The organism is Faecalibacterium sp. Marseille-Q4137, from assembly GCF_017377535.1.
GTDB classification, from domain to species: domain Bacteria; phylum Bacillota; class Clostridia; order Oscillospirales; family Ruminococcaceae; genus Faecalibacterium; species Faecalibacterium duncaniae.
In genome coordinates, this window is record NZ_JAFREK010000019.1 from 38876 (window position 1) to 64713 (window position 25838).

25 protein-coding genes, 1 tRNA gene and 1 other annotated feature are annotated in these 25838 nt (G+C 57.6%); of the genes, 17 read left to right on the plus strand and 9 right to left on the minus strand.

What is annotated here, in order from left to right; genetic code table 11:
- Nucleotides 1–328: 328 nt before the first annotated feature.
- Nucleotides 329–946: a hypothetical protein gene (locus tag J3353_RS09280; RefSeq protein WP_005935331.1), complete on the plus strand. Its 618-nt coding sequence runs from the start codon at nucleotides 329–331 to the stop codon at nucleotides 944–946.
- A gap of 50 nt (nucleotides 947–996) precedes the next feature.
- Here J3353_RS09280 and J3353_RS09285 read toward each other — a convergent pair whose 3' ends face one another.
- From J3353_RS09285 to J3353_RS09300, 4 genes are all read right to left on the minus strand, one after another.
- Nucleotides 997–1455, minus strand: a complete 459-nt coding sequence (locus tag J3353_RS09285) for a threonine/serine exporter family protein (RefSeq protein WP_005935329.1) — start codon at nucleotides 1453–1455, stop codon at nucleotides 997–999.
- Complete coding sequence (locus J3353_RS09290) at nucleotides 1452–2246, minus strand: threonine/serine exporter ThrE family protein (protein WP_099357282.1); 795 nt, start codon at nucleotides 2244–2246, stop codon at nucleotides 1452–1454. The genes J3353_RS09285 and J3353_RS09290 overlap by 4 nt, the downstream gene beginning before the upstream one ends.
- A gap of 134 nt (nucleotides 2247–2380) precedes the next feature.
- Nucleotides 2381–4285: a hypothetical protein gene (locus J3353_RS09295; RefSeq protein WP_207684715.1), complete on the minus strand. Its 1905-nt coding sequence runs from the start codon at nucleotides 4283–4285 to the stop codon at nucleotides 2381–2383.
- 5 nt (nucleotides 4286–4290) lie between these two features.
- On the minus strand, nucleotides 4291–6390 hold the full coding sequence (locus J3353_RS09300; RefSeq protein WP_207684716.1) for an RND family transporter: 2100 nt from the start codon (nucleotides 6388–6390) through the stop codon (nucleotides 4291–4293).
- A 249-nt stretch (nucleotides 6391–6639) separates the two neighbouring features.
- Between J3353_RS09300 and J3353_RS09305 the strand changes: the two genes are divergently transcribed.
- The 3 genes from J3353_RS09305 to J3353_RS09315 all read left to right on the plus strand — a co-directional run bounded on the left by J3353_RS09305 (nucleotide 6640) and on the right by J3353_RS09315 (nucleotide 8304).
- Nucleotides 6640–7233, plus strand: coding sequence for a TetR/AcrR family transcriptional regulator (locus tag J3353_RS09305; protein ID WP_207684717.1), 594 nt, complete (start codon nucleotides 6640–6642; stop codon nucleotides 7231–7233).
- 142 nt (nucleotides 7234–7375) lie between these two features.
- Nucleotides 7376–7451 (plus strand) — tRNA-Val (locus tag J3353_RS09310).
- A gap of 88 nt (nucleotides 7452–7539) precedes the next feature.
- The gene (locus tag J3353_RS09315; RefSeq protein ID WP_207684718.1) at nucleotides 7540–8304 is read left to right on the plus strand and encodes a nucleoside phosphorylase; all 765 of its coding nucleotides are present in this window, start codon (nucleotides 7540–7542) and stop codon (nucleotides 8302–8304) included.
- Nucleotides 8305–8468: 164 nt separating this feature from the next.
- On the opposite strand, the gene J3353_RS09320 is transcribed toward J3353_RS09315, so the two are convergent.
- Nucleotides 8469–8822: a cupin domain-containing protein gene (locus tag J3353_RS09320; RefSeq protein ID WP_117534414.1), complete on the minus strand. Its 354-nt coding sequence runs from the start codon at nucleotides 8820–8822 to the stop codon at nucleotides 8469–8471.
- A 142-nt stretch (nucleotides 8823–8964) separates the two neighbouring features.
- On the opposite strand from J3353_RS09320, the gene J3353_RS09325 reads away from it, so the two are divergent.
- Nucleotides 8965–9297, plus strand: a complete 333-nt coding sequence (locus tag J3353_RS09325) for a helix-turn-helix domain-containing protein (RefSeq protein WP_005943481.1) — start codon at nucleotides 8965–8967, stop codon at nucleotides 9295–9297.
- A gap of 280 nt (nucleotides 9298–9577) precedes the next feature.
- On the opposite strand, the gene J3353_RS09330 is transcribed toward J3353_RS09325, so the two are convergent.
- Complete coding sequence (locus J3353_RS09330) at nucleotides 9578–10522, minus strand: bile acid:sodium symporter family protein (RefSeq protein ID WP_186851322.1); 945 nt, start codon at nucleotides 10520–10522, stop codon at nucleotides 9578–9580.
- A 106-nt stretch (nucleotides 10523–10628) separates the two neighbouring features.
- Nucleotides 10629–10885: a binding site (T-box leader), on the minus strand.
- Between the two features lie 266 nt (nucleotides 10886–11151).
- Here J3353_RS09330 and J3353_RS09335 point away from each other — a divergent pair.
- Nucleotides 11152–11682 carry a DUF6514 family protein gene (locus tag J3353_RS09335; RefSeq protein WP_207684719.1) on the plus strand — a complete coding sequence of 177 codons (531 nt, stop codon included), beginning with the start codon at nucleotides 11152–11154 and terminating at the stop codon, nucleotides 11680–11682.
- 78 nt (nucleotides 11683–11760) lie between these two features.
- On the plus strand, nucleotides 11761–12075 hold the full coding sequence (locus J3353_RS09340) for a hypothetical protein (protein ID WP_097773328.1): 315 nt from the start codon (nucleotides 11761–11763) through the stop codon (nucleotides 12073–12075).
- Between the two features lie 87 nt (nucleotides 12076–12162).
- Here the strand turns inward: J3353_RS09340 and J3353_RS09345 are convergent, their stop codons facing one another.
- Both J3353_RS09345 and J3353_RS09350 read right to left on the minus strand, forming a co-directional pair.
- On the minus strand, nucleotides 12163–13533 hold the full coding sequence (locus J3353_RS09345; RefSeq protein WP_207684720.1) for an NCS2 family permease: 1371 nt from the start codon (nucleotides 13531–13533) through the stop codon (nucleotides 12163–12165).
- 374 nt (nucleotides 13534–13907) lie between these two features.
- Complete coding sequence (locus J3353_RS09350) at nucleotides 13908–15599, minus strand: M3 family oligoendopeptidase (RefSeq protein WP_097773434.1); 1692 nt, start codon at nucleotides 15597–15599, stop codon at nucleotides 13908–13910.
- A gap of 244 nt (nucleotides 15600–15843) precedes the next feature.
- On the opposite strand from J3353_RS09350, the gene acpP reads away from it, so the two are divergent.
- The 10 genes from acpP (at nucleotide 15844) to fabZ (ending at nucleotide 24343) form a co-directional block, all read left to right on the plus strand.
- On the plus strand, nucleotides 15844–16071 hold the full coding sequence (acpP, locus tag J3353_RS09355) for an acyl carrier protein (protein ID WP_005935295.1): 228 nt from the start codon (nucleotides 15844–15846) through the stop codon (nucleotides 16069–16071).
- Between the two features lie 11 nt (nucleotides 16072–16082).
- A complete protein-coding gene (accD, locus tag J3353_RS09360; RefSeq protein ID WP_097773327.1) occupies nucleotides 16083–16955 on the plus strand; it encodes an acetyl-CoA carboxylase, carboxyltransferase subunit beta in 873 nt (290 codons plus the stop codon).
- Nucleotides 16952–17905 (plus strand): acetyl-CoA carboxylase carboxyltransferase subunit alpha, encoded by a 954-nt coding sequence (locus J3353_RS09365; protein WP_005935299.1) that lies wholly within the window; start codon nucleotides 16952–16954, stop codon nucleotides 17903–17905. The genes accD and J3353_RS09365 overlap by 4 nt, the downstream gene beginning before the upstream one ends.
- Nucleotides 17902–18846 carry a beta-ketoacyl-ACP synthase 3 gene (locus J3353_RS09370; protein WP_097773326.1) on the plus strand — a complete coding sequence of 315 codons (945 nt, stop codon included), beginning with the start codon at nucleotides 17902–17904 and terminating at the stop codon, nucleotides 18844–18846. Before J3353_RS09365 ends, J3353_RS09370 begins: the two co-directional genes overlap by 4 nt.
- Nucleotides 18847–18937: 91 nt before the next feature.
- Nucleotides 18938–19873, plus strand: coding sequence for a DUF561 domain-containing protein (locus J3353_RS09375; RefSeq protein WP_207684721.1), 936 nt, complete (start codon nucleotides 18938–18940; stop codon nucleotides 19871–19873).
- Nucleotides 19867–20934 (plus strand): nitronate monooxygenase family protein, encoded by a 1068-nt coding sequence (locus tag J3353_RS09380; RefSeq protein ID WP_207684722.1) that lies wholly within the window; start codon nucleotides 19867–19869, stop codon nucleotides 20932–20934. The genes J3353_RS09375 and J3353_RS09380 overlap by 7 nt, the downstream gene beginning before the upstream one ends.
- A complete protein-coding gene (locus J3353_RS09385; RefSeq protein WP_097771629.1) occupies nucleotides 20931–21863 on the plus strand; it encodes an ACP S-malonyltransferase in 933 nt (310 codons plus the stop codon). Before J3353_RS09380 ends, J3353_RS09385 begins: the two co-directional genes overlap by 4 nt.
- A complete protein-coding gene (gene fabG / locus J3353_RS09390; protein WP_207684723.1) occupies nucleotides 21860–22609 on the plus strand; it encodes a 3-oxoacyl-[acyl-carrier-protein] reductase in 750 nt (249 codons plus the stop codon). Before J3353_RS09385 ends, fabG begins: the two co-directional genes overlap by 4 nt.
- A 15-nt stretch (nucleotides 22610–22624) precedes the next feature.
- Nucleotides 22625–23863: a beta-ketoacyl-ACP synthase II gene (fabF, locus tag J3353_RS09395; RefSeq protein ID WP_005935311.1), complete on the plus strand. Its 1239-nt coding sequence runs from the start codon at nucleotides 22625–22627 to the stop codon at nucleotides 23861–23863.
- 3 nt (nucleotides 23864–23866) lie between these two features.
- Complete coding sequence (gene fabZ, locus J3353_RS09400; protein ID WP_156065991.1) at nucleotides 23867–24343, plus strand: 3-hydroxyacyl-ACP dehydratase FabZ; 477 nt, start codon at nucleotides 23867–23869, stop codon at nucleotides 24341–24343.
- 319 nt (nucleotides 24344–24662) lie between these two features.
- Here fabZ and J3353_RS09405 read toward each other — a convergent pair whose 3' ends face one another.
- Nucleotides 24663–25769 (minus strand): hypothetical protein, encoded by a 1107-nt coding sequence (locus J3353_RS09405; protein WP_207684724.1) that lies wholly within the window; start codon nucleotides 25767–25769, stop codon nucleotides 24663–24665.
- Between the last annotated feature and the right edge of the window lie 69 nt (nucleotides 25770–25838).

Below are 25838 nucleotides of genomic sequence, written 5' to 3' on the forward strand. Positions count from 1 at the left end.
CACGATGCGCTTCATCGTGTCATCAAGGAACAGGATTAGTATATGTTGTACAAATAAAAAAGTCAAGTGTTGTGCAAAAAATCGGAACAAATGAAACCCTTTTGAAAACATTTATACATACAGCGGCCCATTCTCAATGTATATATACATTTCGCTCCTGTGTTTCTGTCATTCCGTTGTATTCTGCTAGTGAATCTTCCCACGGAACTTAATCCCGGACATTGACACCTTTTCCTTCTAATTGGTATAATCAGGCTGGAAGCATGGTAAAAGCAGCCAAGCTCAAATCGTGCTGCCCCGCCGGGATGCGGGGAGAAAGGATCCTGCTATGAAAAATCGTATACTGAAAGCCCTGGCCTCCTTTGGTCTGTCCGTCTGTGTGCTGGCAGGCAGTTCTGTGGTCAGCATGGCCGAAGAGACCCCGGGCAAAACCGAGTGCAAGGAACACACCTGGAAGACCACGACAGAGTATAAGACTGAGTGTGTGGAGACCACCTTCCAGCATAAGCTCCCCGATGGCACCACCGAGACCCTTACACTTTGCCCCGAATGCGGCAAGGTAAAAAATAACACCCAGCTGACCAAGGTAAACGGTGTCTTCTCCAACTTTTCCAACCTGACTGTTCACACCGGGACTCTGAAAAACGGTGAGCAGGTAATGACAGCAGCATTCTACTATCCCACTGTTATTGAACGGGTCATCTGCGAAAAGTGCGGCACCGTAAAGAGCGAGGAGGTCACCCCCGCCCGTGTGATGGCCCAGCCAGTCATTGCCAGCATCGAGGTACCCGCCAATACCATTTCCGGCTACAGCCTGATGCAGATCAATGCCGACGGTACCGAAACACCGGTCAGTGTTTCCTACAACACCGAGCTGAACAAAGCATATTTCCGTCTGGATGTCACCACCGGGGCCCAGCTGCTGCGGATGGTTCCCACCACCTGATTCTCCCGCATAACCAACGAGACCGCCCACCGGGCGGTCTCGTTTTTGTTTTATCGGCGTTTCTGTGGCAGGGGGATGCCCAGCACCAGGGCAATGCCCACGGCCAGCGCCACGGCGATCTTGAAGGTGGAGATGCCGTTTGCCAGCGCCAGCGCGTTGTCGCCCTGAATGAAGTAGTAGGCGCTGTAATAGATGCCCGCACCGGGCACCAGCGGAAAGATGCCGGTGAGCAGGAATACCGTCACCGGTGCTCTGAGGGTCATCGCAAGGATGCGGGCCAGCAGCGTCAGCGGAATGACCGCTAGCAGCGAGGCTGCAAAGGCTTCCATCCCGAACAGCTCCGCGATCTCGTATACCAGCCAGCCCACTGCGCCCACCAGCCCGCAATAGGGCAGGGTGCGTTTGGGGCAGGCAAAGAGGATGGCAAAGCTCAGGGTGCCCGCCCCGGCCAGCAGGAACTGCAGGGCCAGACGGCCTAGCTGCTCCCCGGTGAAAAGAAGCTCTGTCATACCACGGCCACCCCCTTCAAAAAGGCATAGAGACTCAGCACAAGGCCGGTGCCGATGGCGATGCTGGCCGCAATGAGCAGCGCGTCGATCATCCGGATGGTGCCGGACAGGTAATCGCCCTGCACAAAGTCCCGGATGCCCATGGTAAAGGCGATGCCAGGGGTCAGGATCATCAGGGTACCGATGATGGCGTGACTGGCTTCAGTGCCCAGCAGACTGCAGCCCAGAATACAGCATAGGGTGATGAGGGCGGCGGTGGAGATGGTTCGGAACCCGCCCCCCACGCCGTGCCGCCCGCAGAACAGCAGGTAGGCGTTGGCCGCAACACCGGCCGCAGCGGCGGCAAGCCCTGCTTTCAGGTCGCCGCCAAAAATCAGCGCAAAGCAGAACGCGCCGCCCATGCCCGCCGCAATCTGCACCCAGTCCTTCGGAAAAGGGATGCACCTGGCCTGAGCCAGCCGGGTCTCGGCCACATCGATGGTGTCCACTTCCCCGGACGCGATCTGGCGGGAAAGCTGATTCACCGCCGCCACCCGCCCCAGGTGGGTGGTACGGGTGGGCACGTTGCGCACCTCGCTCATCTCCGCCGTGCCTGCGCTGGCAAAAATGCCGTTGGTCAGCACATAGACATGGAACTCCCGCAGGTGGAAGCTGGCCGCCATGATCTCCATGGTCTGCTCCACCCGGAACACCTCTGCCCCGTTCTCCAAAAGGGTCTGACCGGCCGCCATAATAAAATCCATGATGCGGCGGCGCTGTTCCCCGTCCGGATACAATTCCCTCTCTGCCATGCTGTGGTCTCCTTAAAATTGGCATAAAAAATGACCGCCTCAACGTTTCAGTGCCTGAGCGGTCATTTTTCTTGACGAATCTATTTGTAGTATAGTCAATCTCCGGCGGCTTGTCAAGCAGGCACGCCGTTTTTTCAGAACTTGAACAGGTTCACGATCCGCTGCCACAGGCGGGTGAAGAAGTTGCCTTCCTGCACATCGGCGGTGGTCTCGGCGGTAACATCCGCAGCGGCGACCGTCTCACCGGTCTTATAGACGAACTTCACGCTGCCGGAAGCATCCTCGGACTTACCGGCAAAGCTGGTGTAGTCCTCCAGACGGCTGGTCATCTCGTCCAGCACGGTCTTCAGGCCATGGATCTGCTCCTCGTCCAGAGCGCCGGTCAGCTTGGAGATGCCCTCCTCATTGAACTGGTTCAGGCCATCGTTCAGCCGGACCGTGCCATCGCTGAGCTGGCCTGCGCCATCATTCAGGGTGGTCACGCCGTCATACAGGGTCTTGGTGCCATCGGCCAGCTGGGCGGCACCGTCCTTTGCGGAGTGGGCACCGTCAGCGGCGGTGGCAACACCGTTGGTGTACTGGTTGACACTGGACACGAAATACTGGATCTGCGCCAGGCTGTTCTTCAGGGCACGGACATCTGCGATATCCTGGCTGTTCTCAGCCTGATACTTCAGCTCGTCATGCACGGTCTGCTTGGCGCTGGCAGTGCTCAGATCAAGCATGGCGCTGAACATGGAGGGGTCGTAGCTCTGCATCAGCCGCAGAGCAGCTTCCAGGTCGTGGTTGGTCTTGGTTGCGGAGAGATACAGGGCAATGTCCAGCTGGCTGTCCTTGAAACTGGGCTCCTGCTCCCAGACGGTGCGCACCATCTTCTTGCGGGCAGCGGCCAGTGTCTTTTCGTTCATGGTCAGCACTTCGTCAATGACGGAAGCGTAGTTGTCCCAGGTCATGGGGGTGTCGATCAGGCCGCCCTCCATCAGGGTGCTGTTGGCGGAGGCCAGAACGCCATCGGCCACCTGCTGGGCACCGGCCTGCAGGGCGGCGTTATTGGAGCTCAGGGTGTCCAGGCCGTTGGTCAGCTGGCCCAGACCATCGTCCAGGGCAGAAGCACCGCTGTTCAGCTGAGAAGCGCCGTCCAGCAGGGCCAGGGTACCGTTGGCCAGCTGAGAAGCACCGTCCACCAGTTGGGCGGCACCATCCATCAGCTGGTTCATGGCATCGTTCAGCTGGCCGATGCCATCGGTCAGCTCGTTGAGGCTGCTCAGGTCAAAGGCATTGGTGCCCAGCGCATCGGCGTTGGTGGCACAGGCCAGCATGACCTGCGGTGCGGTCAGGTTCTCGACATCGGCTTCCACGGTGACGCTGTCCTGCAGATAATCCTCCACAGTGGACAGGTCATCGGGCAGCAGACCGTCCAGAGAGTCCTTCACGCCGGGCAGGCAGACGAAAGCGGCCACGCTGCTCTTGGCGGCAGATTCCAGCATTCCGTGCTCGGCGCTCAGGTTGGTGGCATCCTGACCAAAGATCACGCCCACAGCAGTGATGAGCGGGGTGACAACGGTGCGCTCCTTGCCGTTGACGGTCACTGTGCCGGTCTCGTTGTTGGTCAGGTCAACGGTCACGGTCAGGTGGCCGCTCTTGCCGATCAGGTTCTCAAGGCTGTCGGTCACGCCGTCCAGCGCATAGGTGACATTTGCGGTGATGGGCAGGGCCTTGTCGGTATTGCCCTTATAGTACACGTCGGTGTCGTCGGTGTTCCAGACCAGCTTTTCGCCGTCCTGGGTGAACGCGGCATCGCTCTCGGTGTTCTGGATATCGGTCAGGGTGCTCTCATCGGTGACATTGGACAGGCCGGAAGCACTGTACAGGTGCTCGCTGACGGTGGTGGACTTGATGGAGCCGTCGGCGTTCATCACGGCGTAGACCGTCTCATCCTTGGAATAATCGGCCTTGGCGGCTGCAAAGGCGGGCAGGGTCATGCCTGCGGCGAGAGTCAGCGCCAGCGCCGCACTGGCGAAACGAAGCGATTTTTTCATGGTAATTACTCCTTATCAGACTTCTTGGCGTTGGAAGATTCAGGGACCAGCCAGTGCATGGTGGTGTGGCGGATGACCCAGTCCAGCAGCATCAGGGCAGCGGGCAGAACGACCAGAATGACAGCCATACTGATCAGTGCGCCGCGGGAGATGAGCCGGCAGATGCTCTGCAGCAGCTCCATCTTACTGATGGCGGCCACGCCGACGGTTGCGGCAAAGAAGGTCAGGCCGCTGGTCAGGATGGACTGGCTGCAGTGCTCCAGCGACTGCTGGGCAGCTTCCTGCGGGGTGCGGCCATAGCTGCGCTCCTCGTGATAACGGGTGGTCATCAGGATGGAGTAGTCCACAGTCGCGCCCAGCTGGATGGTACCGATGACGATGCTGGCGATGAAGGGCAGCTGGGTACCGGTGAAGTACGGGATGCCCATATTGATGGAGATGGCGGCCTCGATGCTGGCAACCAGCAGCACAGGGATGGACAGGCTCCGGAAGGAGATCAGGATGATGGCAGCGACTGCCATGATCGACCAGACGTTGACGTTCTTGAAATCCACGTCCGCGACCTCGATCAGATCCTTGGTCATGGCACCCTCGCCGGTGATGACACCGTTGGGGTCAACCGCCTTGATAAGGTCGTTCATCTCGGTCAGTTGGTTATTGATGGCATCGGTGCCGGTCTTATAGGAGCTGTTGGCCAGAATGAGCTTGTAGCCGCCGGACTGCAGGATCTCGGTCACGCTGTCGGGCAGCAGTTCGGTCTGAAAGCCCGGGCCGGTGATGGAATCCAGGCTCACCACCTGGGTGATGCCGTCCACATCCTTGAGCTCATCGCAGAGGTCAGACACCTGCGTTGCGGTCAGGTCCTCATCCACCAGAATAAAGTGGGAGGTGGTCATGCCAAAGTCCTCACCCAGCTTGTTGGTGCCAACGATACCGGTCAGATCCTGGGGCAGCGAGTCGAACAGGGTGTAGTAGACCTCAGTCTTTTGCTGGGCCACCACAAAGGGCACCAGCAGCACAAGAAAGACGACCACGATGGGCATTGCGTGCTTGGAAACAAAGTAGCTGAGCTTGGTCAGCTTGGGCACGATGGTGCGGTGCTTGTACTTTTCGACCTGCTGATCAAAGGTCAGGATCAAAGCAGGCAGGACGACGATGGTGCAGATAACACCCAGCGCCACACCCTTTGCCATAACAACACCGATATCGCGGCCCAGCGTCAGGCGCATGGCGCACAGTGCCAGGAAGCCCGCAATGGTGGTCAGGGAGGAAGCGGTGATGGAGGTCATGGTCTTGCAGATGGCGGTCACCATGGCTTCCTCGTTGGAGGAGCGGAGTTCCTTTTCCTCCTGATAACGGTGGAGCAGGAAGATGGAGAAGTCCATCGTCACACCCAGCTGCAGCACCGTGGAAAGCGCCTGGGTGATGTAGCTGATCTGACCCAGGAAGATGTTGGTGCCAAAGTTGTACGCAATGGGGAACAGCAGGCCCAGCATGAACAGCACGGGCGTAATGGTGCTCTCCAGCGAGAGGAACAGCACCAGCATACTGGCACCCACAGCGCACAGGATGTACAGCGGCATCTCTTGATTGATCAGCGCCTTGGTATCCTGCAGAATAACGCTCATGCCGCCAAAGTAGCAGTCGTGCCGCAGCACCTGTTTGATCTGCTTGACGGCGTTCATCGTCTCATCGCTGGCGCTGGGCGCATCAAACCGGACGATGAGCATGGTGGAATCGTTTTTGCCGAACATGAACTGCTGGACATCCGCGGGCAGCATCTCGGTGGGGATGCTGGGGTCGATGACATCGCTGAGCCAGAAGGTCTGTGTGACACCGGGCACCGCATCAATGTCCTTCTTCATGGCGATCAGTTCATTGGTAGGCAGGCCTTCCACCGTGATCATGCCGGTGGAGGCCAGATGGAAGTCGTCCTCAAGCGCTACCTCGCCGATCATGGAGTCAAGCTCCTGCGGCAGATAGGTCAGGACATCATAGTTGATGCGGGTAGCAACCGCGCCGATTGCGGAAGGGATCAACAGCAGGACCGCTACTGTTAAGATCAGCTTGCGCAGACGCACGATGCTCTGTGCGATCTTTTTCATGGGAACCCTCCATACGAAAGTTGATTGGATCTGCCCTAAAAATGACCCGCGGTCATTTCCGAGCAAGCACTATTATAACCAATCGACGCAAGGTGTCAAGATAGAAAATGACCAAAAGTCAGTTTTCTTATCACAAAGCAAAAATTGTATAGCTTGTCCGGGGGCTTTTGCTCTTGCGCTCTTCCCTTCTCCCTGCTAAAATATTGTTTACACGACAAAACAACGTCAGAAAAGAGGATGCAGCAAGCTATGAGCACCGTGGAAGGAAAGAAACAGGAAAAGCGCCGTGCGCTTCTGGACGCAGCTTACGAGCTGTTTCTGGAGCGGGGCACCTCCAAGACCAGCGTGGAGGATATCACCTCCCGTGCCAAGGTGGGCAAGGGCACGTTCTACCTCTATTTTGCCGATAAGGGTTCGGTCACGCAGGCCCTGCTGGCCCGGGTGAGCTACCAGCTGCTGGACGACGCCTGTGCCGCCGCCGAACAGCACGCCGCCGAGCTTACCAGCTTCCCCGACCAGATGATCTTTGTCATTGACCATATCATCGAAGCCCTGCGCGCGGACACCCTGATGCTCCGCTTCCTGGAGCGCAGCTTTGTCTGGCCCGGGCTGGATCAGATCGAAGCCAGCGGGGAGGCCGAACCGCTGATGCGCAAGGTCCTCCAGACCGTGATGTGCAGCCCCGAGATGGCGGGCCGCACCGAGCGGGAGATCTACCAGCGCATCACCGCCCTGGGCAGTATGTGCATATCGGTGTGCTACACCTCTGTATTGGAGGGCAAACCCGACAACATCGACAACATGAAGCCCATCCTCTACGACATCATCCGCCGGGCGCTCTGAGCACCTCTCCCCTGCCAGCCCTCGCAAAGGGGCCTTTGCGCCAATCCTCCGGGGCAAAAAACGGAAAAGGCAGACTTTTTTCAAAAAAGCCCTTGCAATTGCGCGAAAAATGTGGTATCATACTCAAGTCGATACGACATCTGGACGGTTAGCTCAGCTGGTAGAGCATCTGCTTGACGTGCAGGAGGTCACAGGTTCGAGTCCTGTACCGTCCACCAAACAGTTCGTACCCGAACCCGATTCTTTGTGAAAAGGGTTCGGGTATTTTTATTTTGTGCAGCAATTTGCAGGAAGAGGAAATTCTCCATGATACAAAAACATGATCTTCCCATTCTTGAATACGATTTTGATTCGATTGAGGTCATCAGGCCCAATCATGGCGCAGAGCAGCTCGTCCTTCCGGAAAAATGTGTGTTTGGTTTTCTGGGTGATGTGATTGATGATTACGCATTTGAAATGGATGCAGTCATTGCCGAACACTTTGAAACCATTACAAAAAGTTATCCCGTTTATATTGTCCGGCAAAATGGGCTGGAATTTTGCCTGTGTCAGGCACCGCTGGGAGCTGCTGCGGCTGCACAGCTTCTGGATTTTTTGATCTCCTGCGGATGCAAAAAAATTATTTCAGCCGGTTCCTGCGGAGTGCTGACCGATTTGGACGAAAACGAATTCTTGATTCCAATCAGGGCGATGCGCGATGAAGGCACTTCGTATCATTATCTTCCAGCCGCTCGGTTTATTGATTTGGAGCCTTCCGCAATAAAAGCCATTGAGCAGACTTTTTGTGCGTTGAATATTCCGTTTCAAAAATGTATCACATGGACAACGGATGGTTTTTTCCGAGAAACACGAGATATGGTAGAATATCGCAAATCCGAGGGCTGTGCCACAGTTGAAATGGAGTGTGCTGCACTGGCCGCCTGTGCCCAGAAGCGTGGTGCAGTCTTTGGCCAGATTCTCTACACTGCCGATTCCCTTGCGAATGTTTATGCTCATGATGAGAGAGATTGGGGAAAGGGCTCTTTGCGGAAAGCGCTGGAGCTTTGCATCAATGTTCTTATAACCATGTGACGATTCACCACCATACAGTTCGTACCCGAACCTGATTCTTTACGAAAAAGGGTTCGGGTACGTTTTTGTTTATTGAAGTTTACCGCAGCAACCGAACGGTAAATGAGCAAAGGCAGGGTATCACCATGACGGTGGTATCCTGCCTTTTGTTTTGATATGTTTTATCAGTAGATCACAGCATCCGTTGCAGTATAGCCTTCGAGAGAATTCTCCTTGACCTGAATACAAATATAAGTGATTTCAGAATTGTTTGCAGCAAAGAACTGACGTTTTGCCACGGGAGAAATCTTCAGCCAGTCGCCTGCTGCAAGGCTGATTTCTTCGCCATCGATAACGACCTTGCCTTTGCCGGAAAGAACACCGTAGATTTCCTCATTTGCCTTGTGGGAGTGGACAAACGGAACATTTGCTCCCGCAGGAAGCGTATTCAAGCTGATCTCCGCACCAGTCAGGGCGAGCTTTTCATGAAGCTCCGTCCGATTTTCCTTTCCAACTGTCATTTTTGTGTAGCTTGCCATTGTAAGCACCTCCATTTTGATTCGCAATCTTTCATTGCCTGAGCTAAGTATAGAAGCTCGCACATTCAAAAACAAGTACGCACTTTTTTGTAACTGTACACTCAAAAATGAATGTGATATACTATATACAGAGGTGACTGATATGCGTACAAAAGAAGAACTGCCTGAATGTCCGGTTGCAACAGCAGTATCCCTGATTGGCGGAAAATGGAAACTCTTGCTTCTGCGCAATCTGAAAGAGCGTCCATGGAGATTCAACGAGTTGCAAAGAAGCATCGACGGGATCTCGCAGAAAGTTTTGACCGAGAGCTTAAGACAGATGATTGATGATGGGCTTGCCTACCGCCGTGATTATCACGAGAATCCTCCCAAAGTAGAATATGGGTTGACCGATCTCGGAACGGAAATGTTACCAATCGTCAATGCACTTGCAGACTTTGGCAATTACTATAAATCAGTCGTTGATCGGTCATGATCGATATTATGAAGTAGGGTTTGGGGCAGGCACGCCCCAACAAAACCGCGTTTGTGAAGCAACAAACGCCCCAGTGGGGATTTCAAGCAACAGAACGGTCTTGCGCAGCAAGATGGAGGGGCCTCGCCCCGGCAAGTTCCTGCGGAAGGACTACTCGGAACGGTAAACAAGCAAAGGCAGGGTATCACCATCACGGTGACACCCTGCCTTTGCTATTATAAGTTCAGTAGATTGAAAGTTATAACGGAAGCCTCCGGGCGTTCGAGGTTCTTATGAACCATCAGTCCTTCTTCTCTGCGGTGCGGGCAAAGAAGTTGGCGAGGAGGGCACCGGAAATGTTATGCCACACAGAGAACACAGCACCGGGGATGGTTGCCAGCGGATACTGTGCAAAGTGGGCAGCGGCCAGAGAAGTGGCCAGACCGGAGTTCTGCATACCGACCTCGATGGAAATTGCACGGCACTTGGTGGAATCCAGCTTCAGCAGCTTGCCCACGCCAAAGCCGGTGAGGTAGCCCAGCAGGTTGTGCAGGATGACCACGGCCAGGATCAGCAGGCCGCTGGTCATGATCTTAGCGGAGTTTGCGGACACAACGGCGCAGATGATGAGCACGATGGCAGTGGTGGAGATCAGCGGCAGCACACGGACGGCATTCTGGGTGAACGCATGGAAGAAGTGGTTGACCACAAAGCCCAGTGCGATGGGAACCAGCACCACCTTGACGATGGACAGGAACATATTCACGGGGTTCACCTCCACGCGCTGACCGGCATACAGCAGAGTGAGCAGTGGGGTGAGGAACGGAGCCAGCACGGTGGAAACAGCAGTCATGCCAACAGACAGTGCAACGTCGCCCTTGGACAGATAGGTCATCACATTGGAGGAGGTGCCGCCGGGGCAGGTGCCCACAAGGATGACACCAATGGCCAGCTCAGTGGGCAGATGGAACACCTGCGTCAGCGCCCATGCAAGGAAGGGCATCAGCGTGAACTGTGCAATGCAGCCGATGATCACGTCCTTCGGGCGGCTGAACACCACCTTGAAATCCTCCGGCTTCAGGGTAAGACCCATGCCGAACATAACGATGCCCAGCAGGGTGTTGACCCATGCGGTCTTTACCACGCTGAATGTGCCGGGGAAGAACAGGGCCAGCGCTGCCACCACAATGACGATGCCAGCCATATACTTGCCTACAAAGTCGCTTACTTTTTCCAGTGTTTTCATGTTAAACTCTCCTTTTCCAGGTCCTGATTTTTGCGGATGCAAAGGCAATGAAACATCCGGAAAATGGCTTTCCCGCAAACAAAAACGCCTTTGTCCCTTACGGTTTGTAAGAGACAAAGGCGTAGATCCTCTGCGGTACCACTCTTATTGCCGGTGCAAAGCCCGGCCCCTCAGTGCGCATCCAACAATGCGCGGCCCGTGATAACGGGGGCCTGCCGTTCCCGCTTACTGGGGCGCAGATGCCGCCCATTCAGCCGGAAAGCTCGGAGAGGATCTTCCCACGGACACCCTGCACTGCCTTGCACCATCCGGCAGCTCTCTGCAGCATTCTTTCCGGGTACTCTTTCTCGTCATAGCCGAATATTTCACTGCCCCGGAGTATACTCCCCTGCAAGGGGAAAGTCAAGTGACACGGCCCGTCGGATTTTTCATCTGGTTTGCATCCGGAGTGAAAGCATTTCAGACAAGGGCAGTGCCGGGGTCTGCGGCAGACGATGCGGAGGCAAAGCAGAATGAGCAGCCTTATCCGCACAGCGAACAAGTGATATACCAGAAAACTCGATCTTACGACCGATTTCGCAACTTTTTCTATCAAAAAGTGGTTAAGCTGCGGCAAAGATTTTTCTTTTATGCTTTCGGCTTTCTGTGGAACATTCTTTCATCTGTTGCTGCGTGAAGTTGATTTTTCTCAATTTTGCACGATATTCAGTAAAATTATTCGTTCCAGTTTTCCAGTTCGTATTTTTACTGCACCACCGGTTTTACCGGACATGCAAAACACGCCGCCAAATTTCGAAATTTTGGCTGTTTATTTTGAAGCCAAGAGATGGTATATAAATTTTGTCAGAACATTTTGCGGGCAGCGAACCTGCATTCATGCAGCCGTTTCAAAGCGGCGTGACAATTTTGATAGAGAGGTGATTGGTGTGTTTTGGTATCATTGTGTTATGGAACGACTTTATCATCCCGCGTGTGGTGCGTATACATCCTTTGGCATCGCCGCGCATTCTACATCTCACGGACGACACCGAAAACTGCGGTTCATCTCAGATGTCTCCGTTGACCCGGTGCGGGTCCTTCGCCTGGCCGCGCGCTGTACCGCGTGCCAGCTCGATCCGTCTCAGCTGATGGATGTGGTGGAGGATCTGCTGGCGGAATAAGGCCGCTTTTTGCGGGAGGAGTTTTTTCTGTCACAATTCTATGGTATACTGGTAGAAAAAACGCCGGAGGATACCACCATGGCAGAAATGAACCAGGCCCAGCGGGAGGAAGAGCTGGCCCGCCGTGAGGCACTGCTTGCCCAGCGGGAGGCCCAGCTGGAAAAGGAGCAGGCAGAACTTGCCGCCGCCAAAGCCCAGAGCGCTGAGAGAAAAAAGACCCTGCTGGACAACAATGACCCGAATTTCGTCAACCCCAAGGAAAAGCTCTACGACAAATTCCCCCTCACGGTCCACCAGATGGACATCATCATTGGGGTGCTGTTTGCCCTCATTCTTCTGTTTCTGGTGCTGGGCATGACGCACACCAGCTTTTTCGGGCTGTTCGGCGGCTGAACCCTGCCCGCCCCACCCGCGCAGGAACCAATAAACGCACGAAAGCCCCGGCCGGAGCCGGGGCTTTCTGTTTGCTGCAAATGCCTGTTACAGCAGGACGTATTTCAGGATGAACAGAACGGTCAGCACATACATCAGGGGGCTGATCTTCTTCTCCTTGGCCTTGCCGGTGATGACATTCAGCAGGGTCCAGGAGATGACACCGATGGCGATGCCCTCAGAGATGCTGTATGCGGTGGGCATTGCCAGGATGGTCAGGAATGCGGGAATGCCCTCAGCAGGATCGTCGAACTCGATCTTCAGGGCAGAACCCATCATGTAGAAGCCAACGATGATCAGGGCCGGAGCGGTCGCAAAGCTGGGGATGGTCAGGAACAGGGGGCTGAACACCACGGCCAACAGGAACAGCACACCGGTGGTCATGGAGGTCAGGCCGGTGCGGCCGCCCTCGGTCACGCCGGAAGCGCTCTCGACGAAGGTGGTGGTAGTGGAGGTGCCCAGCACGGCACCGGCACAGGTGGCGATGGAGTCGGCCATCAGTGCACCCTTGATGTTGGGCAGCTTGCCCTCCTCATCCAGCATGTCGGCCTTGGAAGCAACACCGATCAGGGTACCCAGGGTGTCGAACAGGTCAACGAAGAGGAAGGAGAACATCACGGCGAAGAAGTTCAGGATGCCCACGCCGGAGAAATCGGTCTTGAACACCTGACCAAAGGTCTTGCCCAGAGCAGAGAAATCGAAGCTGATGAAGCTGGTGGGGATGACACTGTACATGCCGGCATCGGGGTTGGGGATGTAGATGCCGGTCAGCTCGCAGAGGATGCCCAGCACCCAGGTGATGAGGATACCGTACAGGATGCCGCCCTTGACCTTCTTGACCAGCAGGATAGCGGTGATGAGCACGCCCACCAGCGCGAGGATCGCACCCACGCCGATGCTGTGGAAGGTCTCGCCCTTGAAGTGCTGATAGGTGACGAGGGTAGAATCGCTGTTCACGATCAGCTTTGCGTTCTGCAGGCCGACGAAAGCAACGAACAGGCCGATGCCAACGCTGACAGCGCTCTTCAGGGTCATGGGGATGGCGTTGAAGATGGCCTCACGCACATTGGTCAGGCTCAGCGCGATGAAGATGATGCCCTCCACAAAAACGGCCATCAGGGCCAGCTGCCAGCTGTAACCCATGGTCAGGACGACCGTGTAGGAGAAGTAGGCGTTCAGGCCCATACCGGGAGCCAGAGCGAACGGGTAGTTGGCCAGCAGAGCCATCAGGGCAGTGCCAACGAACGATGCCAGCGAGGTGGCGATCAGAACCGCATTGGCATCCATGCCCGAAGCGGACAGGATGCTGGGGTTGACCGCAAGGATGTAGGCCATCGTCATAAAGGTGGTGACACCCGCCATGAGTTCGGTCTTGACATCGGTGTGGTTTTCTTTCAGGTGAAAGATCTTTTCTAACATGAAAGTTCCTCCTGTGTTATAGTAAAAACAAAAACCGCCGCGTGGGAACCGGCGGAAAGAACAGCTCCCATTGTAGCAGAACTGTTCCCACCTGTCCATGGTCGAAACACAGAAAATTCACGAAAAGTTCAAACTTTCTTGTATAGGTATGACTTATCCGAGGGCTTTTTGGCGTTTTATGGAAATTTTTCTTTCCGGTTATGGAGTTTGTGCCGCTCCGTATATCCCCATAGTCTGTATTTGCGATAAAATCCACCTCCTATTCACAAGAAAGCGCCCCCGCTCACTGCGATCTTACAGTGAACGGGGGCGCTGTGCTTTTTTATAGAAAAGAGCGGATTTTGCAAGAAAAAATCTCCGTAGGCCCAGGAGGCTTACACCTGATGCTCTGCGATCCACTGGCCCATCTGCTGGGCGATGGCCTTGATCGAGCCATCCTCAAAGGGAACCTTCAGCCCGGCGGTCTGCATCAGCTCCGTGTAGCTGGCCAGACCGGCACGGCGCACCAGCTTGAGGTAGCGCTCCCAGGCATCCTTGTGGTCCTTGAGGCTCAGCAGGAAGAACTGCAGCGCAGCCATGGTGGACAGGCAGTAATCAATATAGTAGAAGGGGCACTCATAGATGTGGAGCTGGCGCTGCCAGCCGGCACCGCGGCCATAGAAGGGCAGGTTGTCGAAATCGATCCAGGGGCGGTACTTGTGCTCCAGTTCCAGCCAGACGGCGTTGCGCTCGTCCGGGGTGAGGTCGGGGTTCTGGTACATCCTGTGCTGGAACTCGTCCACGATGCAGCCATAGGCCAGGAAGAGGAAGCTGTCCTCGGCGTGGAGCAGGGCGTATTTCTCAGTGTCCTTGCCAAAGAGCAGATGGTGCCAGGGAGCCGTCAGGAACTCCATGGCCATGGAGTGGATCTCGGCGCTCTCCATGCCGGGGCACTCGAGGTCTGCGGGGACCTTGGGGTCACGCTCGGCCACATAGCCCTCAAAGGCGTGGCCGCACTCGTGGGTCAGCACGTCCACATCGGCAGAGGTGTTGTTCCAGTTGGCAAAGATAAAGGGGGCCTTGTAGGTGGGCAGACTGGTCATATAGCCGCCGGACATCTTGCCGGGGCGGCTCTCCACGTCGAACAGCTCATTGTCCTGCATGAAGTCAATGAATTCTGCGGTCTCTGGGCTCAGCTCGTGGTACATGGTGCGGGCGGCGGCCATCCGGGCATCGTAGCCGGGGATGGGAGAGGGGTTGCCGTCCTGAAACGCCACAGGCAGGTCGGAGAAGGTCAGGTGGGAGATGCCGGTGCGCTTGCAGCGCAGCTCGATCACCTTTTTCAGCTCGGGCACCACATCGCTGGCCACCTGGTCGCGGAACTTCCGGATCTCGGCAGGGCCGTAGCCGATGCGGTTCATCCGTACATAGGAAAGCTCGCTGTAATCGTGGTAGCCCAGGATCTGCGCCTGTGCGTTCAGGTTCTTGACGATCTTGGTGTACAGGCCGTCCAGCTCGTCACGGTGGGCATCGAAATACGCTGCCTCGGCCTCGTAGGCGGCGCGGCGGACGGCAGGGTCCAGGTTCTCCTTATAGGGGCCCAGCTGGGGAATGGTCAGCTGCTTGCCGTCAAACTCGACCAGTGCGCCGCCATACACCTGCTGGTACTGGCTGACAAGGGCGTTGTACTCCTTCTGCAGCTCCACGGTGCGGTCATCCATGCCCAGCACGGCATTCTTCATGCCAGCCACGCAGGTGGTGCCAAAGGCTTCGGTCAGCGCGTCCACATGGGCGTTGGCCAGAAATGCCCGGCTGATCTCCACCCGTGCGTTTTCCACGGCGGGACCGTTGGCATCAAAGAAGTCCTGCTCGGCCTTCCAATAAGCGTCACGGGTGTCGCAGGTGTAGTGGATGCTTGCCAGCTGTGCGGCGGTGCTGTAATCGGCAAAGGCGCGGCTCTGCTCGTAGTAAACATTCACCAGCTCCTCGCCGCTGGCGGCCCCGGCGGCCTTGGCGGCCAGTGCCTTGCACTGGCCCAGCAGGGCATCAATGTCCGGGCGGGTATAACTCATTTCGCTGAATTTCATGGGTTCCATCCTTTCGTTTCTTCTTGTCTGAGTGCTGAACCCATATTAGCACGTTTGGGGAAAAAGGGCAATGGAAAAGAGGAACTGCCCCTGTGAAGGAAAGTGTGTCAGAATTGTAAAAGATAAAATATTTTAGCTATTATTCTTGACTTATCCGGCGATTCAGATATAATGGTCGTGTTCGCAAGAAACCTCAAACTTTTTAGATAATAAAAATACAAACCAATCAAAGGAGAATATTACCATGACGTTTGAAGAAATGAAGAAGATCGTTGTTGACACCCTGAACTGCGAGGAGGACAAGGTGACCATGGAGGCCAGCCTGACCGAGGATCTGGAGGCCGACAGCCTGGATGCCGTGGAGCTGAACATGGCGCTGGAGGATGCCTGCGGTGTGTCCATCCCGGACGAGGAGCTGGCAAAGCTCAAGACCGTGGGTGACATCTACAACTACATCACCGCACATATCTGAGGAAACATGCGATGAATGATATCCGAGATCTGCTCCCCAACCGGATGCGGGAGCGCACTTTCCAGCTGAAAGCCAAGCGGGATGCCGGAGCTGTCTGGCACGAGCCGCAGTTTGTGGAGTGCAAGCAGTGCGGCCGCCGCGCTGCCCGCACCCTGTGGGGCAAAAGCCTGTATGTCTGCCCCAATTGCGGCTATCACATGCCCATTGGCGGGTATTACCGGCTCAGTCTGGTGCTGGATCACGGCAGCTTCCGGGAACTGGACGCTGACCTTGATCCGCAGGATGTGCTGAACTTCCCCGGATACGGGGAAAAACTTGCCGCCGCCCAGAACAAGACCGGCCTGCACGAGGCTGCTGTCACCGCCGTCGGCCGCATTGGCGGCGTGGCCTGTGTGGCAGCCGTGCTGGACAGCCGGTTCTTTATGGGCAGCATGAGCACGGCTGTGGGCGAGAAGATCACCCGCGCCGTGGAGTACGCCACCGCCAAGCGCCTGCCTCTGGTCATCTTTTCGGCCAGCGGCGGCGCACGGATGCAGGAGGGCATTTTCAGCCTGATGCAGATGGCCAAGACCAGCGCCGCCATCCAGCGCTTTTCAGCAAAGGGCGGGCTGTACGTCAGTGTGCTGACCCACCCCACCACCGGCGGCGTGACCGCCAGCTTTGCAAGCCTGGGCGATATCATGCTGGCCGAACCGGGGGCACTCATCGGCTTTGCCGGCCCCCGCGTTATTGAGCAGACCATCGGTGAAAAACTGCCCGCCGGGTTCCAGCGCAGCGAATTCCAGATGGAACACGGCTTTGTGGATCAGGTGGTGCCCCGCAGTCAGCTGCGGGATACGCTGATCCAGGTCCTGCAGCTTCATGCCGGAGGGAAACACGAATGATAAAAGATATTTTGGAGCAGCTGGCCCCGCTGGACGCACAGATCGCCGCGCTGAAGGGCAGCGGCAGTGACATGGAGGCCATCACCGCCCATGCGTCCGAACTGGCAGAGCTGGCGGTGGAAGAGGACGAGATCCTGCGCTCCTGCGGCCCGCTGACTGCCGAGGACCGGGTCTTTCTGGCCCGTCACCCGGAGCGTCCGCACATCGACGAGACGATCTCTGCCCTGTTCACGGATTTCTTTGAGCAGCGCGGCGACCGGCAGTGCAAGGAGGACGCGGCCATTCTGGGCGGCGTGGCCCGTTTCCACGGGATGCCGGTGACGGTCATCGGCCACCGCAAGGGCTCCACGCTGGAAGAAAATCTGGCCTGCAACTTTGGAATGCCGGGGCCGGAGGGTTACCGCAAGGCTCTGCGCCTGATGAAGCAGGCTGAAAAATTCGGCCGTCCCATCATCACCTTTATCGACACGCCGGGCGCTTACCCCGGCAAGGATGCCGAGGAGCGGGGGCAGGGCGAGGCCATTGCCCGGAATCTGATGGAGATGAGCGGCCTGACGGTACCGGTCATCGCCGTGGTCACCGGCGAGGGTTCCTCCGGCGGCGCGCTGGCACTGGGTGTGGCCAACCACATCCTCATGCTGGAAAACGCGGTCTACTCGGTGCTGAGTCCCGAGGGCTTTGCCAGCATCCTGTGGAAGGACTCCTCCCGCAGCGGCGAGGCCTGTGAGATGATGAAGCTGACGGCGCAGGATCTGTACCGCGGCGGCATCGTGGAAGAAGTGATCCCGGAGCCGGTGGGCGGTGCCCAGCGCTGCCACGCGGCCCTGTTTGAGCGCATGGATGCCGCTCTGCGCGCCCACCTGAAAGAATTGTGCCGCATGAGCGACCGGCAGCTGGCCGATCAGCGCTATAAAAAGTACCGCCAGATCGGAGAAACGAGGAACGCATGAATGGTTTACAGCTGATCGCCACCGGCGGGGCACTTCCCGGACGGACGATCACCAATGACGCGCTGAGCCGCATGGTGGATACCAGTGACGCATGGATCACCAGCCGCACCGGCATCCGCACCCGGCACTGGTGCACCGAGGACGAATCTGCCGCCACGCTGGCCATTGCGGCCGCGCGGCAGGCCCTTGACCGCAGCGGCCTTGCCCCGGCGGACATTGCCTGCTGTGTCTGCGCGACCCTTTCTGCCCCGGATGCCACCCCCAGCGTGGCCTGTCAGGTACAGGCGGCGCTGGGCCTGCCCGAAAACCGGCCCGCACTGGACATCAACGCGGCCTGTTCCGGTTTTCTCTATGGCATGGCCGTGGCGCGGGGAATGCTGACGACTCTGGGCGGGCAGTATGCCCTCGTCATCGGGTGCGAAGCGCTTTCTCGCCTGATGGACCCCACCGACCGCTCCACCTGCGTGCTGTTCGGCGACGGGGCCGGAGCCGCCATTTTCCGGCTGGCAGATACCCCCTTTGCGTTGACGCTGGGGGCACGCGGCAGTGATGTTCTCCATGCGGGCGGGCCGAGCCGGGAAGGTTCTGCCCCCATCACCATGGACGGCAAGGCGGTGTTCCGCTTTGCCGTGGATGCCCTGCCCAAGTGCCTGCACACGGTGCTGGACGAGACCCGGCTGACCCTCGAGGATCTGTCGTGGGTGGTCTGCCATCAGGCCAACAGCCGCATCATCGACCACTGCATCAAGGCTCTGCAGGCTGACCCGGCAAAATTTTATAAGAATATGGATCGCCACGGCAACACCAGCGCCGCCAGCATTCCGGTCGCTCTCAACGAGTTGGCCGAGAGCGGGCAGCTGACCCCGGGCAGACCGCTGGCCTGCATCGGCTTTGGCGGCGGCCTGACCTGGGGCGGCGCGATCCTGCAATACAAAGAGTGAATACGTCGGCGTTCCGGCAGCTTTCTCAAAATGGGCCGTCCCAACGGACGACCCACAGAGAAGTCCCCGGCCCGCCGACTGGAAACATCATATGAAATTACTGAACGAGATCTTAGGAACGAAATACCCCATCATCCAGGGCGGCATGGCAAACATTGCCACCGGTGAGTTTGCCGCCGCCTGCTCCAATGCAGGTGCACTGGGCATCATCGGTGCGGGCGGCATGAATGCCGACACCCTGCGCGAAAATATCCGCCGGTGCAAACAGCTCACTGACAAGCCCTTTGGCGTGAACATCATGCTGATGCACCCGCAGGCAGATGAGTTTGCCCAGATCGTTGTGGAAGAAGGCGTGCAGGTGGTTACCACCGGCGCAGGCAACCCGGGTAAATATGTTCCCCTGTGGAAAGCGGCGGGCATCAAGGTGATCCCCGTGGTGGCCGCCGCTGTGCTGGCAAAGCATCTGGAGAAGCTGGGCATCGATGCCGTGATCGCCGAAGGGACCGAGAGCGGCGGCCATGTGGGCGAGATGGCCACCATGGCGCTGGTGCCGCAGGTGGTGGACGCAGTGGATCTGCCCGTCATTGCGGCGGGCGGCATTGCCGATGGCCGTCAGCTGGCAGCAGCCCTTGCGCTGGGTGCCTGCGGCGTGCAGGTGGGCACCTGCCTGCTGGTGAGCGAGGAGTGCCCCATCCACGAAAACTACAAGGCTGCCCTGCTCAATGCCAAGGACAGCGACACCATCGTGACCGGACGCATCGGCGGTTCCCCGGTCCGGGTGCTGAAAAACCGGATGAGCCGTGAATATGTCCGGCAGGAAAAGGCCGGTGCCGATAAGATGGAACTGGAAAAGTACACCCTGGGCAGTCTGCGCCGGGCCGTGTTTGAAGGCGACACCTCCACCGGCAGTCTGATGGCCGGTCAGGTGGCCGGAATGCTCCACGAGGTACGCCCTGTGGCGGACATTCTGGATGACCTGTGGAACGGCGGGAGGCAGCGTATCCACGCGCTGAGCGAGGAATGCTGACGCTTGGAAAGAAAGCCCTGTCTGTGCCCATCCTGCAGGGCGGCATGGGCGTGGGCGTTTCTCTGGGCGGGCTGGCCGGTGCCGTGGCGGCCTGCGGCGGCATGGGGTGCATCTCCACCGCCGATGCAGGCTACCGGGAGCCGGACTTTGCCCGTGATCCGGCCAGCGCCAACCACCGCGCCCTGACCGCTGAGATCCGGAAGGCAAAGCAGATCGCAAACGGTGCCGGTATGGTGGCCATCAATGCAATGGTGGCCACGCAGGACTACGCCGCCGCCATCCGCACCGCTGTGGAAGCGGGCGTGGACGCTGTGGTGTCCGGCGCGGGTCTGCCGCTGGAACTGCCCGGCCTTGTGAACACGATGGAGGTCGCCATCGCGCCCATCGTTTCCAGCGGACGGGCGGCAAAGCTCATCCTGCGCCGCTGGGCCAAGGAGTTCGGCCGCACCGCCGATTTTGTGGTCATTGAGGGCTGCAAGGCAGGCGGTCATCTCGGCTTTGCGGAGCAGGACCTGTTCTCCGGAACCTGCCAGACGCTGGACGAGATCCTGCCGGAGGTGCTGGCCGAGGTAAAGCCCTATGAGGCGCAGTTCGGCCACAGCATCCCCGTGTTTGTGGCGGGCGGCGTGTACACCGGGGCCGATATGGCTCACTTTACCAGACTGGGTGCCGCAGGCGTTCAGCTTGCCACCCGCTTTATCACCACCTACGAGTGCGATGCATCCCAGGGGTACAAGGACGTTCTGCTGAACGCCGGTTCTGAGGATGTGCGCATCATCCACAGCCCGGTCGGGATGCCGGGCCGGGCGCTGAACACGCCGCTGGTGCAGGCCATGGCGGAGGGCAGACGCTTCCCGCCCCGGCACTGTGCCCGCTGCCTGAAGACCTGCGACCCCGCCAAGGTGCCCTACTGCATCACCCATGCACTGATCGAAGCGGTCAAGGGCAACCTGGAGGAAGGACTTTTCTTCTGCGGGGCCAATGTGGGCAGGCTGGACCGGATGTACACTGTCCGTGAGCTGATGGATGAACTTGTGACCGAATGGAGGCAAAACCGATGAAGCTTGCTGTTTTGTATGCCGGCCAGGGTGCCCAGCACCCCGGCATGGGCAAAGAATTTTACGAAGCATCTTCCGCTTTCCGTGCCGCGTTCGACGCTGCAGACCTTCCGTTTGATCTGCACCGCGTCTGCTTCGACGACCCGGACGGCGTTCTGAATCAGACCGAATACACCCAACCCTGCATGGTGGCCTTTGCCTGCGGCGTATCCGCCGTTCTGGCCGAGCAGGGGGTCAAGCCCGCTTATGTGGCCGGTCTCTCTCTGGGCGAATATTCCGCGCTGGAAGCCGCCGGTGTATTCACCGCCAAGCAGGCCATTGAGCTGGCAGCCTACCGCGGCAAAGCCATGGCCGACGCGGCCAGCGGCATCGACTGCGGCATGACCGCAGTGCTGAACCTCGACCGGGTCCCCCTTGCAGAATGCTGTGAGCAGGCATCCGCGCTGGGCTGCGTGCAGATCTGCAACTACAATTGCCCGGGCCAGCTGGTCATTGGCGGCGAAAAGGCCGCAGTGGACAAGGCTGCAGAGCTTGCAAAGCAGGCCGGTGCCCGCCGGTGCATCCCGCTCAAGGTGAGCGGCCCGTTCCACACCCGTCTGATGGCTCCCGCCGGGGATGCACTGGCAAAGCGCTTTGCCGCCGAACCCTTTGGCGAAATGAGCGTTCCGGTGCTGTTCAACTGCCTGGGCCGTGAAAAAGCCGAGAGCGACAGCATCCCGGCCCTGCTGGTCCGGCAGGTGCAGAGCAGTGTCTACATGGAGGACACCCTGCACCGTCTGGGCGAGCTGGGTGTGGATCACATTCTGGAGGTCGGCCCCGGCAATGCGCTCTCCGGCTTTGTGAAAAAGACTCTGCCCGGTGTGACTTGTGTGTCGGTGGAGACCCCGGCGCAGCTGGACACCGTTCTGAACGCATGGAAGGAAGAACAATGAACGAAGAAACCATCATCCGTACCGCCGTTGTGACCGGCGGAAGCCGGGGAATCGGCCGGGCAGTGTGCGTACAGCTTGCCCGGCAGGGCTGCCATGTGGTGGTCAACTACTGCCACGGCGAGGCGGCCGCCGCTGAGACCGTGTCTCTGTGCAGGGCCCTGGGTGCGCAGGCCGTGGCCGTGCAGGCCGATGTTTCCACCGCCGAGGGCTGCAAAAAGCTCTTTGAGGAAGCAGGAAACGCCTTTGGCCGGGTGGATATCCTTGTGAACAATGCAGGCATTACCCGGGACAACCTGATCCTGCGCATGTCCGAGGCAGACTTTGATGCTGTGCTGGACGCAAACCTCAAGGGTGCGTTCCTTTGCTGCAAGGAAGCGGCCCGCCGGATGGTGCGCCAGCGCTGGGGCCGGATCGTCAATCTGAGCAGCGTCGTTGCCCTGCGGGGCAATGCAGGCCAGACGAATTACGCCGCCAGCAAGGCCGGGCTCATCGGCCTGACCAAAAGCCTGGCCCGGGAGCTGGCCAGCCGCAATGTGACAGTAAACGCTGTTGCGCCCGGCTTTATTGAGACTGATATGACCGCCGCCCTGCCGGAGGCTGTCCGCACCGAAATGGCAAAGGACATCCCGTCAGGCCGCGCAGGCCAGCCGGAGGACGTGGCAAACGCAGTGGCGTTTTTTGCCGCAGAACAAAGCAGCTATCTCACCGGGCAGGTGCTCTGTGTGGACGGCGGCATGGCAATGTAAAAGGAGAAATTCTCTATGGAAAAACGCAGAGTCGTGATCACCGGTCTGGGCACCGTGAACCCGCTGGGCAACACTGCTGCCGACAGCTGGGCTGCCGCAAAGGCAGGCCGGTGCGGCATTGGCCCCATCACCCAGTTTGACACCACCGATTTCAAGTGCAAGCTGGCCGGTGAAGTAAAAAACTTTGACCCCGAGACCGTTGTGGACAAAAAGGAAGCCCGCAAGATGGCCCGCTTCACCCTGCTGGCACTGGCTGCTGCAGCCGAGGCCATTGCCGACAGCGGCCTGAACACGGAAGCAGAGGCCAAAAACATCGGTGTGGTCCTTTCCAGCGGCATTGGCGGCCTGCCCACCATCGAGGAGCAGCACACCCGCGGGGAAGAGAAAGGCATGGAGAAGGTCAGCCCCTACTTTGTGCCTATGTCCATTGCCAACATGGCGGCGGCACAGGTGGCCATCCGCTTTGGCCTGAAGGGCATGTGTACCTGCCCGGTCACGGCCTGCGCCGGCGGCACAAACGCTGTGGGCGATGCTTTCCACCGCATCCGGGACGGTTACGAGACTGCCATGGTCTGCGGCGGTGCCGAAAGCTGCATCAGCCCGCTGGGCATCGGCGGTTTTACCAGCATGAAGGCGCTTTCCACCGCCACCGACCCGGATGCTGCCAGCCTGCCCTTTGATGCCCGCCGCGGCGGCTTCGTGATGGGCGAGGGCAGCGGTGTGCTGGTTCTGGAAGAGCTGGAGCACGCCCGGGCACGCGGTGCGCATATCTACGCCGAGGTGGTAGGCTATGGTGCCAACTGCGATGCTTACCACTTTACCGCACCGGCTCCCGGCGGCACAGGTGCCATCGACTGCATGAAGCTGACACTGGCCGATGCAGGTATTGCCCCGGAGCAGGTGGATCACATCAACGCCCACGGCACCGGCACCCACATGAACGATGCCTGCGAGACGGCTGCCATCCATGCCGTGTTCGGTGAGCACGCAAAGCAGCTGACCGTGGTCAGCACCAAGAGCATGACCGGCCACCTGCTGGGCGGTGCGGGCGGCATCGAGGCCGTGTTCACTGCACTGGCCCTGCGAGACCAGTTTGCCCCGCCCACCATCCACTACGAGCAGCCTGACCCGGAATGCGATCTGGACTATGTGCCCAATGCAGGCCGTGCGCAGGCCATGACCTACGCACTGAGCAACAGCCTGGGCTTTGGCGGGCATAATGCCTGCATCGCCCTGCGCAGATGGGAGGGCTGAGCCATGGCAGAACCGCGCACCGTGCGGGAGAACGCAAACGCCCTGAACAGTGAGCAGATCGCAGCCCTTCTGCCCCACCGCTATCCCTTTGCTCTCGTGGACCGTATCCTGGACTACGAGCCGGGGCAGTGGGCCATTGGCCGCAAGTGCGTATCCCGCAATGAAGAATTCTTCTGCGGTCACTTCCCGGGCCAGCCGGTCATGCCAGGAGTGCTGATCCTGGAAGCACTGGCCCAGACCGGAGCCGTGGCGGCGTTGAGCGTTCCCGAAAACAAAGGCAAGCTGGCCCTCTTCGGCGGCATCAAAAATGCCCGCTTCCGCAAGCAGGTCACCCCAGGGGATGTTCTTACGCTCCATTGTGAGCTGGTGGAACAGCGCGGCCCTGTGGGCATCGGGAAAGCGTCTGCTTATGTGGATGGCAAGTGCGCCGCCACAGCGGAGCTGACCTTTGTGCTGACCGAAGCAAATACAGAGGCTTAAGGCGCTTTGTGCGCAGCAATCGCCCCCAGAATATCCTTGTAACACAAAAGGCAGGGTGTCACCGTGATGGTGGTATCCTGCCTTTGTTCGTTCCTGTTTACCGTTCTGAGTAGTCCTTCCGCAGAACCTCTTGCAAACAAAAAAAGTACCCGAACCCTTTCTCGTAAAGAATCGGGTTCGAGTACGAACTGTATGGTGGAGAATTAGGGACTCGAACCCCAGACCCCCTGCGTGTGATGCATGATGACTTTTTGATTTTTAGAGCGATGATTCGTTAAATCAAAGCAATTTGCTACAGATCTGCTACAAACGGCAGTTTTCATTCACCGCAATCTCGCACAAATTCAGAGGTCATTTCTTCCAATCTGCTGCTGAACATTTCGCCATATTGCTCATATCCAACAAATACAGAACTCTCTACATCGCAAATCTGGTTTAGGCCAATCGCTTGTACTGCCTCCATAGCCGCTTCTCTCTGGCTCAAATGCCGCTTTCCAACAGTCAGGCAGTTTGCACCTTCCAGCGTGTTATACTGCTGGAACGCTCGATTAAAGTCCATCAGGTCATGCAGACGGATAGGTTGATTCGTCTCATTGTCCACCAACAGGCCCCAGTTTTCCCAATGGCGGTCAGTGTTGCCCACCAGATAATCCAGAATGTTCATCATATAGTATCCGTGAGCATCCAGTTCCAGAATTTTATCCAGCGTATTCCAATCACGGTTTGTGCAGTAGACATCATAGGCTGCATACGTCACAAGGCTATACCGCTGTGAAGTCATAATTTTGCTGATGGAAACTGGCTCGTTCTCAAACATCCCCTGCTCATACAGAACCTGATGGCAGTCAAAGCATCGGCAAATTTTACTTGCCAGCACTTCGCGCTCAACAGCGTTTCTTCCACCGCCTTTATAAAGGTAAAAGCCATCCTCTTTGTGCACCCACGCCTTGGGGTAGCATCCACCCGTGGACAAATCATCAGCCAGAAAATGGGCATTTGTTACAGTCTTCTGATGTCCACACAGTGCAATATCCACAAAGTCATTGCTCAGAGAATGCGTGTAAAGGTTGATCTCCTCGAACCGAACTGTCTCATTTTCTGCTTTTACCCAGAACACATCCAACAAAGATAAGCAATGGTAAGAAAGCGTAATCCAGGCACGTTCCCTATCCGTATTGCTCTGGGACACACCAATGCTATTCAAGATTTCCTTTGCATAAGTACGGTCGTACGGTATCAGTCTGGATGCACGCCAAGAATAGAAGCTGATCACATTATTGATTCGAGCGTCAAAGTCATTCGATTCTTTCAGCACTAGACCGTAGGACATAAAATCTACAAAATAAATTTTGCACTCACCAGCCGTGCTCACCTGTGCCACACATCTTTCCGTGTGCATGATATGATAGACTATTACCTCATTCATTACTTTCTTCCAGTTTCACACATCTATTTTTCTTGTATCATACCATTCCTGCTGTAACTTCTATATAGC

Excerpts from the sequence above, each read along its gene's own strand:
- J3353_RS09370 (WP_097773326.1), top strand. The coding sequence starts at position 17,902 with ATGAATGGTTTACAGCTGATCGCCACCGGCGGGGCACTTCCCGGACGG.
- J3353_RS09300 (WP_207684716.1), bottom strand. The coding sequence starts at position 6,390 with ATGAAAAAGATCGCACAGAGCATCGTGCGTCTGCGCAAGCTGATCTTA.
- J3353_RS09330 (WP_186851322.1), bottom strand. The coding sequence starts at position 10,522 with ATGAAAACACTGGAAAAAGTAAGCGACTTTGTAGGCAAGTATATGGCT.
- J3353_RS09340 (WP_097773328.1), top strand. The coding sequence starts at position 11,761 with ATGGCAGAAATGAACCAGGCCCAGCGGGAGGAAGAGCTGGCCCGCCGT.
- J3353_RS09345 (WP_207684720.1), bottom strand. The coding sequence starts at position 13,533 with ATGTTAGAAAAGATCTTTCACCTGAAAGAAAACCACACCGATGTCAAG.
- J3353_RS09375 (WP_207684721.1), top strand. The coding sequence starts at position 18,938 with ATGAAATTACTGAACGAGATCTTAGGAACGAAATACCCCATCATCCAG.
- fabG (WP_207684723.1), top strand. The coding sequence starts at position 21,860 with ATGAACGAAGAAACCATCATCCGTACCGCCGTTGTGACCGGCGGAAGC.
- J3353_RS09365 (WP_005935299.1), top strand. The coding sequence starts at position 16,952 with ATGATAAAAGATATTTTGGAGCAGCTGGCCCCGCTGGACGCACAGATC.
- acpP (WP_005935295.1), top strand. The coding sequence starts at position 15,844 with ATGACGTTTGAAGAAATGAAGAAGATCGTTGTTGACACCCTGAACTGC.
- J3353_RS09405 (WP_207684724.1), bottom strand. The coding sequence starts at position 25,769 with ATGAATGAGGTAATAGTCTATCATATCATGCACACGGAAAGATGTGTG.
- J3353_RS09335 (WP_207684719.1), top strand. The coding sequence starts at position 11,152 with ATGCTTTCGGCTTTCTGTGGAACATTCTTTCATCTGTTGCTGCGTGAA.
- J3353_RS09350 (WP_097773434.1), bottom strand. The coding sequence starts at position 15,599 with ATGAAATTCAGCGAAATGAGTTATACCCGCCCGGACATTGATGCCCTG.
- J3353_RS09385 (WP_097771629.1), top strand. The coding sequence starts at position 20,931 with ATGAAGCTTGCTGTTTTGTATGCCGGCCAGGGTGCCCAGCACCCCGGC.
- J3353_RS09295 (WP_207684715.1), bottom strand. The coding sequence starts at position 4,285 with ATGAAAAAATCGCTTCGTTTCGCCAGTGCGGCGCTGGCGCTGACTCTC.
- accD (WP_097773327.1), top strand. The coding sequence starts at position 16,083 with ATGAATGATATCCGAGATCTGCTCCCCAACCGGATGCGGGAGCGCACT.
- J3353_RS09285 (WP_005935329.1), bottom strand. The coding sequence starts at position 1,455 with ATGACAGAGCTTCTTTTCACCGGGGAGCAGCTAGGCCGTCTGGCCCTG.
- J3353_RS09290 (WP_099357282.1), bottom strand. The coding sequence starts at position 2,246 with ATGGCAGAGAGGGAATTGTATCCGGACGGGGAACAGCGCCGCCGCATC.
- J3353_RS09380 (WP_207684722.1), top strand. The coding sequence starts at position 19,867 with ATGCTGACGCTTGGAAAGAAAGCCCTGTCTGTGCCCATCCTGCAGGGC.
- J3353_RS09305 (WP_207684717.1), top strand. The coding sequence starts at position 6,640 with ATGAGCACCGTGGAAGGAAAGAAACAGGAAAAGCGCCGTGCGCTTCTG.
- J3353_RS09315 (WP_207684718.1), top strand. The coding sequence starts at position 7,540 with ATGATACAAAAACATGATCTTCCCATTCTTGAATACGATTTTGATTCG.
- J3353_RS09320 (WP_117534414.1), bottom strand. The coding sequence starts at position 8,822 with ATGGCAAGCTACACAAAAATGACAGTTGGAAAGGAAAATCGGACGGAG.
- fabZ (WP_156065991.1), top strand. The coding sequence starts at position 23,867 with ATGGCAGAACCGCGCACCGTGCGGGAGAACGCAAACGCCCTGAACAGT.
- J3353_RS09280 (WP_005935331.1), top strand. The coding sequence starts at position 329 with ATGAAAAATCGTATACTGAAAGCCCTGGCCTCCTTTGGTCTGTCCGTC.
- fabF (WP_005935311.1), top strand. The coding sequence starts at position 22,625 with ATGGAAAAACGCAGAGTCGTGATCACCGGTCTGGGCACCGTGAACCCG.
- J3353_RS09325 (WP_005943481.1), top strand. The coding sequence starts at position 8,965 with ATGCGTACAAAAGAAGAACTGCCTGAATGTCCGGTTGCAACAGCAGTA.